Origin of the sequence: Sinorhizobium fredii NGR234, from assembly GCF_000018545.1 — a bacterium.
Lineage (GTDB): Bacteria > Pseudomonadota > Alphaproteobacteria > Rhizobiales > Rhizobiaceae > Sinorhizobium > Sinorhizobium fredii_A.
Genome location: NC_012587.1, coordinates 257,331 through 271,789 on the forward strand (window position 1 = coordinate 257,331; position 14,459 = coordinate 271,789).

A 14,459-nucleotide genomic window follows, 5' to 3' on the forward strand; every position below is an offset into this window, starting at 1 on the left:
AAGATGCCCCGCTCGATCCTCTTCATGTGCGGCATGAACGCGATCCGCTCGCCGATGGCCGAGGCGCTCGCCAAAGCCGCCCTGCCGAAGGGAACCTATGTGGCCTCAGCGGGCGTGCGGCACGGCGAGCGCGACCCGTTCGTCGACGTGGTTCTCGATGAGGTCGGGCTGACGATCGGCCGCCACCAGCCGCATACGCTCGATGAACTCGAGGACGATTACTTCGATGTCATCGTGACGCTGGCGCCGGAAGCCCATCACAAGGCGCTGGAACTGACCCGCTCGATGGCCGTCGACGTCGTCTACTGGCCGACGCCGGACCCGACGGTGGCGACCGGTACGCGCGACCAGATCGTCGGCGCCTACCGCGCCGTCAGGGACCACCTCGCCGGCCTGATTGCCAGCCGGCTTGCCGGCCGCGGGCAGGTCGGCTGAAGGACGGCGCCGCTCGCTTTTGCGTGGCCGAAAGCAATAGCGGCAGCGTAGGGTAGAGTTGCCGAAAAAACGGGTATCAAGGCGGGTTCACAAATCCCCAGCGATTGTGTAGTTTCCGGCAAATTTTTCAAGGATGCGTGGCGCATCCGCTGTTGAACATGAGAAAGCACAATCCTTTATGGCGAAAGAAGAAGTCCTCGAATTTCCGGGCGTGGTCACCGAATTGCTTCCGAACGCGACGTTCCGCGTGAAGCTCGAGAATGACCATGAAATCATCGCCCACACGGCCGGCCGCATGCGCAAGAACCGCATCCGCGTTCTCGCCGGCGACAAGGTGCTGGTCGAGATGACCCCCTATGACCTGACCAAGGGCCGCATCACCTACCGCTTCAAGTAAGCGTTGGCGGCGGTAACCTCCGGGATTCGCGGCTCGTTTCCATGACAGTCACCCAGAAACTGATATTGGCCTCCGGATCGCCGCGTCGCGTCGAGCTTTTGGCACAAGCCGGCATCGAGCCGGCGCGCCTGCTGCCGATGGACCTCGACGAGACGCCCAAGCGCGCCGAGCACCCCCGCTCGCTGGCACGCCGGCTTTCCGCCGAGAAGGCCAAGGCGGCACTGGCGGCGGTCAAGGGCGAGCCCAGCTGGGACGGCAGCTATATTCTGGCGGCCGACACGGTCGTCTGCGTCGGCCGCCGCATCCTGCCTAAGCCGGAGCTCGTCAGCGAAGCCTCGAGCGCGCTGCATCTCCTGTCCGGCCGCAGCCACCGCGTCTATACCGGCATCTGCCTCGTCACGCCGGATCGGACGATCCGCCAGAAGGTGGTCGACACCAAGGTCCGCTTCAAGCGGCTTTCGGGCTTGGACATCGAGACGTATCTTGCCTCCGGTCAATGGCGGGGCAAGGCCGGCGGCTATGGCATTCAGGGCATTGCCGGAAGTTTCGTCGTCAAACTCGTCGGCTCCTATACGAATGTGGTAGGCTTGCCGCTCTATGAAACCGTCAATCTCCTCATCGGCGAGGGATACGACGTCCATGGTCGCTGGCTGGAAGGCTGAAGACAAGTGAGTGGCGAAGGCAAGAAGCACGGCTCGAATGTCGAGCCCCTGCGCCCGACCCGACCCTGCCCGGAATGCGGCCGCCCGTCAGTGCGCGAGCGCTATCCCTTCTGCTCCGAGCGCTGCCGCAATGTGGATCTCAACCGCTGGCTTTCCGGCTCCTATGCGATCCCCGTCGCCGACGACGAGTCGAAAGCCGACGACGAGGATCGCTAAACTCGCTTGGCCCCTCATCCGCCTGCCGGCACCTTCTCCCCGCAAGCGGGGCGAAGGGACTCGCGGCGCCCGACCTCGTCCCCCGCTTGCGGGGAGAGGGTAGTCCTCCGGTTAAACCCGAGGAGAGGGGCGATTGCACGACCTAGGCGGCGAAGCTTCTCTAACCTCCGATCCTGCTGAATCCCTTTGCTTTTCGCGGCTTTTCCACGCCCCGGGGATTTCCTTCGAAAAAGTGTCATTTGGTGCTGGACACGGCCGAACAAGATGCTATAACCCCGCTCGCTTCCGGGGCGAACCAAGCGCCCCGACGGTTTCCAGGTGGAAGCCGCTGCCCAAAGGCAGGATGCCCGGATAGCTCAGTTGGTAGAGCAGCGGATTGAAAATCCGCGTGTCGGTGGTTCAAATCCGCCTCCGGGCACCATTTTTCTTCCCCCAGTGCTGGATATCGTGATCGAGCATTTATTTTTGCGGGTCTATTCGGCCGGGCCTGTTCAAATGCCACGCGCTTGCGATTGCCCTGTCGCCAAAGCGGGCTCGGCGCCGTATCTGCCGGCGAAGTCAAGTCCCCAGCGCACCTGCTTTGTGAAGCACCACGCGATTGCGGCCAGCTTGTTTTGCCAGATAGAGTGCCGCGTCAGCCTGGTTCTGGAGCCGCTCCGGCGGAATGATCTCGTCACCCGGCCTCTGAGCCGCCACTCCGATGCTGAGCGTGACATAGGGTAACACGCGCGAGGCAGGATTGGGGAGGGAGGCCGCTTCAACGCTCCCGCGAATTCGCTCGCCCATGGCAATTGCCTCTCGCTCGTCCACTCCCGGAAGCACGATAAGGAACTCTTCACCGCCGTAGCGGGCCACGTGATCGCGATTCCGCCTCACGCTGCTCTGAATTATGCCGGCGACCTTTACCAGGCAGCGATCACCTTCCGCATGGCCCAGCCGATCGTTCAGGTTCTTGAACTCGTCGATATCGCACATCAGCATGGCACAGCCGCGGCGCTCCATTCCATCGCTCCAGAGATGGTCGAGCGTCTCCATCATCCAGCGGCGGTTGGAGATTCCGGTCAAGGGATCCGTTCTCGCGAGGCGTTCAAGGCGCGCATTTGCGTCGGCAAGTTCCGCGACGCGGCTTCTGTCTCTGAGCTCAAGCAGAAAAGTCTTCTGGGCCAGGATAGTCATGGTGCGTCGGGCAACCACAGTGGCGATGATGCCGCTGGCGAAAAACAGGGTCGCTGCCACGGCGCTTCCCTTTTCCAGGCTGGGGTTTTGCAATTGGAAGACCAGATAAAGGCCAAGCGCAAGGGAGGCGACCGTCACCGTCCAGTTCAGTGGAACGCCGAAGATGATAATGGCGGTGATCGCTACGAACAGCATGATGTTCAAGTGCCGTTCGTAGAACTCGCCACCCGCGCTGACGCCCACCAGAGCAACCGACAGGAAGATGAGGAAAAGGCCTGCGATGATAGAAATCCTTTGAAGCCACTGCGCGCGCGGCCTTTGCCAGACGAAGGCCGTGGCCATGGCGGCGGGCGGGAGGAGGCAGGCTGGCAGAAGCATCGACAGTGCGATTGCCTTTGGAAGCAGAATTGCGTTGAGCGCCAGCGTCACCACATCCAGGACAACCACCCATGTCATCCAGGCGCGAACGATCTTGGCCGTTCGCGGCCAGGAACGCTCTTGGAACAGGAGGCGAAGCTTGCCTTTGAGACGGATGTCGCGCGTGCGGCCCGCGAGGAGGCGCTCGACCTCAGACAAGACAGCAGGATCCTGCACCTGGAGCTTTGTGGACGGGCTCACCCGATCCGTGGAAATCGCACTCTCCTGGACGTCCATATTGGCCCATTTAGTGGAGCAACTTCCGCTGGCAAGGTGCGCGCCGGGGGGCGGGTCGCGTTCGAATGCCGTTTCATAGGTTAACGGCCCCACTTCGACTGAGGTGGGGCCGTTGGCTTGATCAGTTCAGTTTTCGAATGATGGACCGTCATCCCGGTTGAGCACCGGGCTCAATGCCGAGGGAACAAGTCCCCCGTCATCGAAGCCGTTAGATGGCCTGGTAGGCCGCGATGATCGCCTCCACCTGCGAGTCGTCCAGGGCTTCCACCTGCGTTGTCGTGACGGCCACCAGTTGGTCGCTCGACAGGCTCATGATGTCGTCCGTGGACAGGCCGGCCAGTGCCGTCGTGCTGATCGCGGCGATGTCGGCGGTCGAGAAGGTCGCGATATCATCGGTAGACAGGGCCGCGATATCGGCCGAGTCCAGCGCTGCGACCTGAGCCGAGGTCAGTGCCTCGACCTGGTCGGTGGAGAGCGCGTCGATCTGGTCGGAGCTGAGCGCCCCGATGACCTTCGAGCTCAGGGCTGCGACCTGGTCGGTGGTGAGAGCCGCGACATTGTCCGTGCTGAGCGCGGTCAGTTGCGTCGAGGTCAGGGCACCGATCTGGGCCGAGGAGAGTGCTGCGACCTGGTCCGAGGTGAGCGCCCCGATCTGGGCGGTGGAGAGTGCCGCGACCTGCGTGGTCTTCAGCGCCGCCGCCTGATCGGTGGACAGTTCCGCGAGATTGTCGGTCGAGAGACCCGTCAGCGCGGTGACCGTGATCGCCGCGATGTCGGCGGTCGAGAAGGTTGCGAGATCCTCGGAGGCCAAGGCTGCGACTTGCGCCGACCCGAGTGCGGCCACTTGAGCGGTGGTGAGCGCCTCGGCCTGGTCGGAACTCAGCGCTTCGATCTGCGTCGAAGTCAGAGCTGCGACCGTCTTCGAGTTCAGCGCCGCGACCTGATCGGTCGTGAGCGCCGCGATATTGTCGGTGGAGATCACCGCAATCTGCGTGGAGCTCAGGGTCCCGACCTGGGACGTGGTCAGCGCAGCCACCTGATCCGAGGTGAGAGCCGCGATCTGGGCGGTTTTCAGCGCCGCGATCTGGGCGGTTTTCAGCGCTGCGGCCTGGTCGGTCGACAGTGCCGCGACATTGTCGGTCGAAAGACCCAGCAGCGCGGTCGCGGTGATTGCCGCAATCTCCGAAGTCGAGAAGGTAGCGATGTCCTCGGAGGCCAGGGCCGCAATGTCAGCCGAGTCGAGCGCCGCGATCTGGGCGGAGGTCAGCGCCTCTGCCTGATCGGAGCTCAGCGCTTCGATCTGTGTCGAACTCAGCGCTGCGACCGTCTTCGAGTTGAGCGCCGCGACCTGGTCGGTGGAGAGTGCGGCGACATTGTCGGTGGAGAGCGCCGAAATCTGCGTCGAGGTCAGGGCTCCGACCTGCGACGAGGTGAGCGCCACGACCTGGTCCGAGGTAAGCGCGGCGATCTGGGCGGTCTTCAGCGCCACGACCTGGGTCGTCTTCAGCGCTGCGGCCTGGTCGGTCGACAGAGCCGCGACGTTGTCCGTCGAGAGACCTGCCAGCGCCGTGACCGTGATCGCCGCGATGTCGGCGGTCGAGAAGGTGGCGATATCCTCCGAGGCGAGAGCCGCAACCTGCGTCGAGGTCAGCGACGCAACTTGCGCCGTGGTCAGCGCCTCGGCCTGGTCGGAGGTGAGCGCCTCGATCTGGACCGAAGTCAGGGCCGCGACGCTCTTCGAGTTGAGCGCTGCAACCTGATCGGTAGAAAGCGCCGCGACATTGTCGGTCGAGAGGGCCTTTACCTGCGTCGAGGTCAGAGCTCCGACCTGCGACGAGGTGAGCGCCACGACCTGGTCCGAGGTGAGCGCCCCGACCTGGGCGGTGGAGAGCGCCGCGACCTGAGTGGTCTTCAGCGCTGCAGCCTGATCGGTCGAGAGCGCCGCGAGATTGTCGGTGGAGAGACCGACGAGCGCCGTGACCGTGATTGCCGCGATGTCGGCGGTCGAGAAGGTCGCGAGATCCTCCGAGGCGAAGGCGGCGAGCTGCGTCGAGCCGAGCGCGGCCACTTGTGCCGTGGTCAGAGCCTCCGCCTGGTCGGAACTGAGCGCGTCGATCTGTACCGAGCTCAGGGCGGCGACCGTCTTCGAGTTCAAGGCGGCGACCTGATCGGTGGAGAGTGCGGCGACATTGTCAGTGGAGAGCGCCGAAATCTGCGTCGAACTCAGGGCTCCGACCTGCGACGAGGTGAGCGCCACGACCTGGTCAGAGGTGAGGGCGGCGATCTGGGCCGTCTTCAGCGCAGCGATCTGCGTGGTCTTCAACGCTGCAGCCTGGTCGGTCGACAATGCCGCGACGTTATCCGTCGACAGGCCTGCCAGCGCTGCGACCGTGATCGCCGCGATGTCGGCGGTCGAGAAGGTTGCGACATCTTCCGAGGCGAGAGCACCCAGCTGTGCCATGGTCAGAGCCGCGACCTGCGCCGAGGTCAGCGCTTCGAGCTGATCGGAGCTCATCGCATCGATCTGCACCGTCGACAGGGAGGCCAGGGTCTTGGTGTTGAGCGCAGCCACCTGGTCGGTGGACAGTGCGGCTAGGCTGTCGGTGCTGATCGCGGACGCTTGCGTCGAGGTCAGCGCACCGATCTGGGCAGTGCTCAGGGCCTCGATCTGGTCCGAGGTAAGGGCGGCGATCTGGGTGCTCTTCAGCGCCGCGACCTGCGTGGTCTTGAGCGCCGCGGCCTGGTCGGTGGAGAGTGCCGCGACATTGTCGGTGGAGAGACCTCCGAGCGCCGTCACGGTGATTGCCGCAATGTCGGCGGTCGAGAAGGCTGCGATATCTTCCGAGGCCAGGACGGAGAGCTGCGTCGAGCTGAGCGCGCCGACAAGAACCGAGGTCAGCGCCTCGACCTGGGTGGAGCTGAGCGCCTCGATCTGTGCCGTGGTCAGAGCGGCGACGGTTTTCGAGTTCAGCGCCGCCACCTGGTCGGTGGAGAGTGCCGCAATATTGTCGGTGCTGATTGCAGATACTTGCGACGAGGTCAGCGCTCCGACCTGGGACGAGGTGAGCGCCACGACCTGGTCAGAGGTGAGGGCGGCGATCTGGGCGGTCTTCAGCGCGGCAACCTGGGTGGTCTTCAGCGCCGCGGCCTGATCGGTGGAGAGTGCTGCGACGTTGTCGGTCGAAAGACCCGTCAGTGCCGTGACGGTGATTGCCGCAATGTCGGCGGTCGAGAAGCCGGCGATATCCTCCGAGGCGAAAGCCGCGATCTGCGTCGAGCCGAGCGATGCGACTTGCGCCGTGGTCAGAGCTTCCGCTTGATCCGAGCTCAGAGCATCGACCTGTGCCGAGCTAAGCGCCGCAACGGTCTTCGAGTTCAGGGCGGCGACCTGGTCGGTGGAGAGCGCCGCGACGTTGTCGGTCGAGAGCGCCTTTACCTGCGTCGAGGTCAGTGCTCCGACCTGCGACGAGGTGAGCGCCAAGACCTGGTCCGAGGTGAGGGCGGCGATCTGGGTGCTCTTCAGCGCCGCGACCTGGGTGGTCTTCAGCGCCGCGGCCTGATCGGTGGAGAGCGCCGCGACATTGTCGGTGGAAAGACCCCCCAGCGCCGTTACGGTGATTGCTGCAATGTCGGCGGTCGAGAAGGCGGCGATATCTTCCGAGGCGAAAGCCGCAATCTGCGTCGAGGTGAGCGCGGCCACCTGCGCGGTGGTCAGAGCCTCGGCCTGGTCGGAGGTTAGCGCGCCGATCTGTGTCGAGCTCAGCGCGGCGACGGTCTTCGAATTCAATGCCGCGACCTGGTCGGTGGAAAGTGCGGCGACATTGTCGGTGGTAAGCGCCGAAATCTGCGTCGAGCTCAGGGACCCGACCTGGGACGAAGTGAGGGCCACGACCTGGTCGGAGGTGAGGGCGGCGATCTGGGCCGTCTTCAGCGCAGCGATCTGGGAGGTTTTCAGTGCCGCGGTCTGGTCGGTCGACAGTGCCGCGACATTGTCGGTCGAGAGGCCCGAGAGGGCGGTCGCGGTGATTGCGGCAATCTCCGAAGTCGAGAAGGTCGCGATGTCCTCGGAGGCCAGAGCCGCAATGTCGGCCGAGTCGAGCGCCGCGATCTGAACGGCGGACAGAGCCTCGACCTGATCGGAGCTCAGCGCGCCGATCTGTGCCGAGCTCAGCGCCGCGACGGTCTTCGAGTTGAGCGCCGCGACCTGGTCGGTGGTGAGTGCGGCGACATTGTCGGTCGAGAGGGCCGAAATCTGCGTCGAGCTCAGGACACCGACCTGCGACGAGGTGAGTGCCACGACCTGGTCCGAGGTGAGGGCGGCGACCTGGGCGGTCTTCAGCGCTGCGACCTGGGTGGTCTTCAAGGCTGCGGCCTGATCAGTGGAGAGTGCCGCGACATTGTCGGTGGAGAGACCGGTGAGCGCGGTGACGGTGATCGCCGCGATATCGGCGGTCGAGAAGGTGGCGATATCCTCCGAGGCGAGAGCCGCAACCTGCGTCGAGGTCAGCGACGCAACTTGCGCAGTCGTCAGAGCCTCGGCCTGGTCGGAGCTGAGCGCGTCGATCTGTGCCGAAGTCAGGGCCGCGACGGTCTTCGAGTTGAGCGCGGCAACCTGGTCGGTGGAAAGCGCCGCGATGTTGTCGGTGGAAAGTGCCTTTACCTGAGTCGAGCTGAGGACGGCGATCTGCGAAGAGCTGAGCGCGCCGATCTGGTCCGTCGTGAGCGCGGCGACCTGGGTGGTCTTCAGCGCTGCAACCTGGGTGGTCTTCAGCGCAGCGGCCTGATCGGTCGACAGGGCGGCGAGATTGTCGGTGGAAAGACCTGCGAGCGCCGTGACGGAGATCGCTGCGATCTCGGCGGTGGAGAAGGTGGTGATATCTTCAGAGCTAAAGGCTGCGAGTTGCGCCGAGCCGAGCGCGGCGACTTGCGACGTGGTCAGGGCCTCTGCCTGGTCGGAGCTGAGGCCGTCGATCTGTGCCGAGCTCAGGGCCGCTACCTGAGACGTCGCCAGGCTTGCGATCTTGGCCGAATCGATGGCTGCCAGCTGGTCGAGGCTGATGCCGGCGACCGAGGTTGCGGCAATGGCGCTCAGTTGTGCGGTGGAGAAGATCGCGACATCTTCCGTATCGAGCGCCGCGATCTGGGTCGAGGAGAGCGCCTTGACCTGAGCAGTGGTCATAGCCGCGACGTCTTCCGTAGTCAGGGAGGCAACTGCGGTGGTCGAGAGGTTTTTGATCTGGGTGACGCTCAGAGAAGAGATGATGGAAGTCATGGACGCGAGCCTTCAAAGTTAATCGCTTGTGGAACTAACCCGTTGGCGCCGACCGTGCGACAAGCGCTGGGACCCTTGAGGGGTCCAAGCGCGTGATGCGTGCGACCACATACGACGCCCGTCCACCCGGACGCGAAGATCAGCTTCGGCTGTCAAACCGTCCTGATGGGCGAAATATCGGGTTGAGGGACATGGCTCGCGGGAGCCTTAGCGTTCGGAAAGCTTCATGCAGACAGGACGAGTGCGTCCTATTTCCTACGCCTGTGAATGAAACCGTTCTCCTGGCGAGATCGGTTTCGTCATCTTCTCCGCAGCCTCATCCGGTGGTTGCTGACTGCGGTACTCGGTTACTACGACTAGCTACGAAAGTTAAAGTTTTAGTTAACGGGTCGGCTCAAAGCGCGGATGCCGCAATGTTCGACCGGACTGGGCGCGATTCGGGCACGGGCCGCGTCTGGCGCGACGCTACAACATCGAGTCGGCGGTTTGCAATATTCAGCGACGCCTGAAATGCCGAGCGGGTCGACAACCGGCTTCCATACTCCTTCCATCCTCAACAGCCCGCCCCATAGGCAGTCGAAGAGGCGCAAGCCCAGGGCAAGCTAGTCCGGTTAATGGCCTAAAATAGCATTCGAACATGTTCTCAGCGTCGGTCGCCAACTCGCCTGTCAGTGGGATTTTCATGACCATCTACACTCATCTCGCCTCCGATCCTGCTTCGCCCCTCGCCGGTTTCCTGGAAAGGGCGCGACAGCAACGGCTTCCGTTGACGGAACTGTTCCAGTTTGCGGAGAGCTTCAATGCCGCCGGGCAAAGGGAGCAGGCCGCCGAACTCTACAAATCCTGGATCGCCTACAACGATTCCAATCCGCTGCTTCACCTTGTCTATTTCAACTACTCAGTCACGCTCAGGCAGATGGGCGATCTTGCCGGCTCCATCCATGCGCTGCGCGCTTGCCTGAAGTTCGAACCACGCTTCGGCCAGGGCCATATCAATCTCGGCCGAGCGCTGGAGGATGCCGGACTGACGGGTCAGGCGATTCAACAATGGCAAGTCTATGCCGAGGCGACCTCCGAGATCACGCCGGAGCGCGCTGCTCATCGCCTGATGGTCCTCCAGCACATGGGCCGGGTGCTTGAGAATGCCGGTCTCATGGAGGAGGCGGAAAGCACGCTGTGGAAGGCGATTGAGCTGAGGCCCGACAAGACCGAAGCCGGCCAGCATTGGACGTCGCTCAGGCAACGCCAGTGCAAATGGCCGACACTGGCCCCTTCGGAACATGTTTCGGCCCGGCAACTGCTCGACGCGCTATCCCCGTTGACCCTTGCCTGTTATGCCGACGATCCGGTTTTCCAGCTTGCCAAGGCCTATCGCTACTGCAAGTCGCTTGTCGGCCGACCCGATCTGAGCGGCTTCCCGAAGCTTCAGCCTCGCCAAAAGTCCGGAACCGGGCAGCGATTGCGTGTCGGCTACGTGTCGTCCGACCTGCGCGATCATGCGGTCGGCTTTGCGCTCAGCGAAGTCTTCGAAACGCACGACAAGAGCAGCGTCGAGATCTACGCCTATTATTGCGGCGAAGCGCGGACCGGCGACGCCACGCAGACGCGGATGATGAGCACCATCGACTGCTGGCGCGACATTTCCGCCATCAGTGACAGCGACGCTGCCAAGCAGATCATCGCCGACGAAATCGACATCCTGGTCGATGTCAACGGCTATACGAAACACGCCCGTACCAGGATCTTCGCCTACCGGCCGGCACCGGTGATCGTCAGCTTCTGCGGCTATCCGGGTACGATGGGCAGCCCCTTCCACCAATACGTCATCGCCGACGAGCAGATCATCCCGCCGGAGAACGAGATCTACTATTCGGAAAAGGTGCTGCGGATTCCCTGCAACCAGCCCGTCGACCGCAAGCGGCAGATCGCACCGCGGCCAAGCCGGGCTGAAGCGGGGCTGCCCGAGGACGGCTTCATATTCGCCTGCTTCAACGGCGCGCAGAAGATCACCGCCGCTTGCTTCGACCGCTGGATGGCGATCCTTGCCGCGACGCCCGGCAGCTGCCTCTGGCTGCTCGGCGGCGGTGAGGACGTCGATCAGCGCCTCAAGCAGGCGGCCCAGCAGCGCGGCGTCGCGCCCGAGCGCCTGATCTTCGCTTCGAAGGCCCCCAATCCCAAGCATCTGGCGCGCATCGGACTGGCCGATCTGTTCCTCGACACCTTCCCCTATGGGGCGCATTCCACCGCGGGCGATGCGCTGACCATGGGATTGCCCGTTCTGACATTCCCCGGCAACGGCTTCGCTTCGCGGTTCTGCTCGAGCATCGTCGCTGCGGCCGGCGTGCCCGAACTCATTTGCGAGGGACCGGACGACTTCGTCCGAAAGGCAATCGGATTTGCGAAGGACCGGCAGAGCCTCGCAAGTGTCAGAGAGGCCCTGGAGAGCCGCCGTGACGCCAGCGTGTTGCGCGACATTCCGGCGCTCGTCCGGCGCCTGGAGGAATTGCTCTGGCAAATGCAGGGCGAGTGCGAGCGCGGCGAAACGCCCGTGCCCGATCTCAGCAATCTCGACATCTATTACGAGGTCGGGGCTGAGATCATGAAGGAAAACGTGGAGTTCGTCGACAGCGCCGCCTATCGGCAGCGCTACGTCGAGAAGCTCGCCGAGTGGCACGCCTTTTCGCCAATCCCGTTCGACTCCCGCCTGTGGACAGCGGCGACAGCCGGCGCCCGTCGATAAGCAAGCACCCGTTTCAGATAGTGAGGATGATATGGCTCCGGTTATACTTGTCACATTCGCAGGCCGACAGAAGAGAATGGAAATCCTCACCCGGTATATCCATTCCGCCATGGATGCCGGGATCATAGACGAATGGCATGTGTGGGATTTCACCCGCTCACAGCAGGATCATGAATGGGTGACGCGCGAATTCGGACCTGTCCGCTATATGGGCTCCGCCGCGCCCTACCAGTCCAACGGATCGATCGCTCCCAACCAAGCGCTGCGCCTCGGCGCAACGATCACCAATGACCTTCATCTCGCCATCGTTCCGAATGACGGCAGCGACGACTATTTCGAACTGGTTGTCGGCGGCTGGAGCAATTCGCACTCGGTATTGCGTAAACTGCCATTGAGCCAGCTTAGGAGTTTTGACCGCAACGATGTACCGGCGCTGTGGAGCAGGCCCACTCCGGGCATCCTGTCGCCGGGCACCGCCAACCAAATCGTCATCAATGTCGATGCGGCGGGTGTTCCTTCGCTCCATGTCAACAACGTCGCGATCGGCCACTGGCCGGAACTGGACTTGTCGGCCGGTGCGTCCGTCATGGTCAGAGGCGGGTGGGGTGCGGATCTCGAACTTGGCAATGTACGCTCGCGCATCCAGCGTTTCGTCGGCAACCCGAATGAGCAGATGCCCTATTGGCAGGCCTATGACTACTACGCCAAGCGGCTGAAGATCTTCTCGGACTCCATATTTTTGAAGTGCGACGACGACATCGTCTATATGGATCTCGAAAAGCTCAGCGATTTCATCGAATTCAGGCGGACCAACCCGAAATACATCGTTGTATCCGCCAATGTGGTGAACAATGGAGTATGCGCCCATTGGCAGCAAGTGGCGGGCTCCATTCCCGTGGGGGTAGGTCACTTCGAACGGCCGCCGGGCGGGTTTGGCGGAAGCCTCTGGCAGAGCGCGGAGCGTGCCAATGAGTTGCACGACTACTTCCTGCAGACCAACGACAAGCACCTGCCGTTGCCGAGCAAGGTGATCGAGTGGACCGAACGCCAGTCGATCAACTTCATCGCCTGGCTCGGCAAGGACCTCGTGCATATGGCCTTGCCGAAGGGAGACGACGAGCGCGCGCTTACGGTCGATCTGCCGCTGCTGCTCGATCGGCCGACGGCGATCTATTCGGATTTCACCGTCAGCCATTTGAGCTTCGGACCGCAGGAGCAGGGCCTGGCCCTCGATCGCTTGATCGATGCCTATGACGAACTGATGCGCAACGCGCTCGCCGCGTAACGCCTTCGTCGAATATCGCAATACGGACTTGGGACTGGAGCGTCTTCGAATGCGCGCAAGCGGAAGAATCGGCATTGTAGGGGCAGGATTGTCGGGTGCGGTCATTGGCCGGGAACTGGCTGAGGCGGGCCACCAGGTCGAGATCTTCGACGCGCGCGAACATATCGCCGGAAACTGCCACACCGAGCGCGACGAAGGCACGGGCGTGATGATCCACGTCTACGGCCCGCACATCTTCCATACGGACGACCGTGAAGTCTGGGACTATGTCAACAGCTTCCAGACTTTCATGCCCTACAAGAACCGGGTGAAGGCGACATCGCGGGACCAGGTCTTTTCCCTGCCCGTCAATCTCCACACGATCAATCAGTTCTTCGGCAAGACCTTCAGGCCGGACGAGGCCCGCACCTTCATCGAAGAACAGGCCGACACGTCGATCGAGGACCCGAAAACCTTCGAGGAGCAAGCGCTTCGTTTTGTGGGCAAGGACCTCTACGAGGCCTTCTTCCAGGGATATACGCAGAAGCAGTGGGGCTGCTCGCCGACGGACTTGCCGGCATCGATCCTGAAACGGCTTCCGGTGCGCTTCAACTACGACGATAACTATTTCGCGCACAAATACCAGGGCATGCCGGAGAACGGCTATACCGACATGATCGGCCGCATTCTGGATCACCCCAACATCAATGTCAGCCTGAAGACACGCTTTGTCCGGGCGCAAAAGGACGATTTTGCGCATGTGTTCTATTCAGGTTCGCTCGACGGCTACCTGGATCACGAATTTGGCCCGTTGGGTTATCGAACGCTCGATTTCGAGCGGTTCGAATATGACGGCGACTACCAGGGCTGCGCCGTCATGAACTACGGCGATGTCTCCGTGCCCTATACGCGCATCACCGAGCACAAGCATTTCTCGCCGTGGGAGGAGCACAAAGGCTCCGTCTGCTATCGCGAGTTCTCCCGTGAATGCGGCCCCGAGGACATCCCCTATTATCCAATCCGCCTCGTCAAGGACAAGGAACAACTGGCCCAATACGTGGAGCGGGCAAGCCGCGAAACAGCGATCACCTTTGTCGGACGGCTCGGCACCTATCGCTACCTCGACATGGACGTGACCATTCGTGAGGCACTCGATACGGCACGGCTTTACCTTGCCCGCAAGGCCGAAAACGCCTCTATGCCGGTATTCCTGCATTCGCCGATCTGATTGTCGTTGTCGCGGACCGGCGCCATCTCACCGCCTCGATAGGCTCGCGACGCGATCGGCGGGCGGACCCGGTCGGCAAGCGATTGCCGCGACCTTCAGCCGAGGGACAGAGAATAAGTCGTTTCCATAGGAGGCGCCGCGCGGACTGGTGCGGCGCAACGAGGACGCGATCGCGCCGAAGGTCAGACAGACACAAGGTTGCTGACTATTATCAACGGCAGCTTATTCCCCGAGCAGCCATGAGAGCGCCCATGCCGGTAACCGGACGTTTGCCTTCCACAGCCCGCAAATCGAACCCGGGCGAAGCCCGCTGACGACCGCTAATCCGCCGGTCGTCCGGATGCAATGCCAGCCGTTGCCGGGATGCCGGCGCTGTAGGAACGACTGCTCTTTCGAAGCGGCCGCTGGCTGATAA

General features: G+C 62.8%; 9 protein-coding genes and 1 tRNA gene. 8 read left to right on the forward strand and 2 right to left on the reverse strand.

Going from position 1 to position 14,459, the window contains the following annotated elements:
• Window positions 1-3: 3 nt before the first annotated feature.
• The 5 genes from NGR_RS12485 to NGR_RS12505 all read left to right on the forward strand — a co-directional run bounded on the left by NGR_RS12485 (window position 4) and on the right by NGR_RS12505 (window position 2,131).
• Window positions 4-435, forward strand: coding sequence for a low molecular weight phosphatase family protein (locus NGR_RS12485; protein WP_012706810.1), 432 nt, complete (start codon window positions 4-6; stop codon window positions 433-435).
• Between the two features lie 178 nt (window positions 436-613).
• On the forward strand, window positions 614-832 hold the full coding sequence (gene infA, locus NGR_RS12490) for a translation initiation factor IF-1 (protein ID WP_014327290.1): 219 nt from the start codon (window positions 614-616) through the stop codon (window positions 830-832).
• 41 nt (window positions 833-873) lie between these two features.
• Window positions 874-1,494: a Maf-like protein gene (locus NGR_RS12495; protein WP_012706812.1), complete on the forward strand. Its 621-nt coding sequence runs from the start codon at window positions 874-876 to the stop codon at window positions 1,492-1,494.
• A 6-nt stretch (window positions 1,495-1,500) separates the two neighbouring features.
• On the forward strand, window positions 1,501-1,710 hold the full coding sequence (gene yacG / locus NGR_RS12500; RefSeq protein WP_012706813.1) for a DNA gyrase inhibitor YacG: 210 nt from the start codon (window positions 1,501-1,503) through the stop codon (window positions 1,708-1,710).
• Window positions 1,711-2,055: 345 nt separating this feature from the next.
• Window positions 2,056-2,131, forward strand: a tRNA-Phe gene (locus NGR_RS12505).
• Between the two features lie 137 nt (window positions 2,132-2,268).
• Here NGR_RS12505 and NGR_RS12510 read toward each other — a convergent pair.
• Both NGR_RS12510 and NGR_RS12515 read right to left on the reverse strand, forming a co-directional pair.
• A complete protein-coding gene (locus NGR_RS12510; RefSeq protein WP_164924167.1) occupies window positions 2,269-3,540 on the reverse strand; it encodes a GGDEF domain-containing protein in 1,272 nt (423 codons plus the stop codon).
• Between the two features lie 208 nt (window positions 3,541-3,748).
• The gene (locus tag NGR_RS12515; protein ID WP_012706815.1) at window positions 3,749-8,812 is read right to left on the reverse strand and encodes a beta strand repeat-containing protein; all 5,064 of its coding nucleotides are present in this window, start codon (window positions 8,810-8,812) and stop codon (window positions 3,749-3,751) included.
• Between the two features lie 682 nt (window positions 8,813-9,494).
• Between NGR_RS12515 and NGR_RS12520 the strand changes: the two genes are divergently transcribed.
• Genes NGR_RS12520 through glf form a run of 3 tightly spaced genes read left to right on the forward strand, consistent with a single transcriptional unit; the run spans window position 9,495 to window position 14,044 of the window.
• Window positions 9,495-11,552: a hypothetical protein gene (locus NGR_RS12520; RefSeq protein WP_012706816.1), complete on the forward strand. Its 2,058-nt coding sequence runs from the start codon at window positions 9,495-9,497 to the stop codon at window positions 11,550-11,552.
• Between the two features lie 31 nt (window positions 11,553-11,583).
• The gene (locus NGR_RS12525) at window positions 11,584-12,837 is read left to right on the forward strand and encodes a hypothetical protein (RefSeq protein WP_012706817.1); all 1,254 of its coding nucleotides are present in this window, start codon (window positions 11,584-11,586) and stop codon (window positions 12,835-12,837) included.
• Window positions 12,838-12,886: 49 nt separating this feature from the next.
• On the forward strand, window positions 12,887-14,044 hold the full coding sequence (gene glf, locus NGR_RS12530) for a UDP-galactopyranose mutase (RefSeq protein ID WP_012706818.1): 1,158 nt from the start codon (window positions 12,887-12,889) through the stop codon (window positions 14,042-14,044).
• Window positions 14,045-14,459 lie beyond the last annotated feature (415 nt).

What these genes read in the sequence shown, in the direction of transcription:
- NGR_RS12485 (WP_012706810.1), top strand. Translation starts at nt 4, where the DNA reads ATGCCCCGCTCGATCCTCTTCATGTGCGGCATGAACGCGATCCGCTCG.
- infA (WP_014327290.1), top strand. Translation starts at nt 614, where the DNA reads ATGGCGAAAGAAGAAGTCCTCGAATTTCCGGGCGTGGTCACCGAATTG.
- NGR_RS12495 (WP_012706812.1), top strand. Translation starts at nt 874, where the DNA reads ATGACAGTCACCCAGAAACTGATATTGGCCTCCGGATCGCCGCGTCGC.
- NGR_RS12510 (WP_164924167.1), bottom strand. Translation starts at nt 3,540, where the DNA reads ATGGACGTCCAGGAGAGTGCGATTTCCACGGATCGGGTGAGCCCGTCC.
- NGR_RS12515 (WP_012706815.1), bottom strand. Translation starts at nt 8,812, where the DNA reads ATGACTTCCATCATCTCTTCTCTGAGCGTCACCCAGATCAAAAACCTC.
- NGR_RS12520 (WP_012706816.1), top strand. Translation starts at nt 9,495, where the DNA reads ATGACCATCTACACTCATCTCGCCTCCGATCCTGCTTCGCCCCTCGCC.
- NGR_RS12525 (WP_012706817.1), top strand. Translation starts at nt 11,584, where the DNA reads ATGGCTCCGGTTATACTTGTCACATTCGCAGGCCGACAGAAGAGAATG.
- glf (WP_012706818.1), top strand. Translation starts at nt 12,887, where the DNA reads ATGCGCGCAAGCGGAAGAATCGGCATTGTAGGGGCAGGATTGTCGGGT.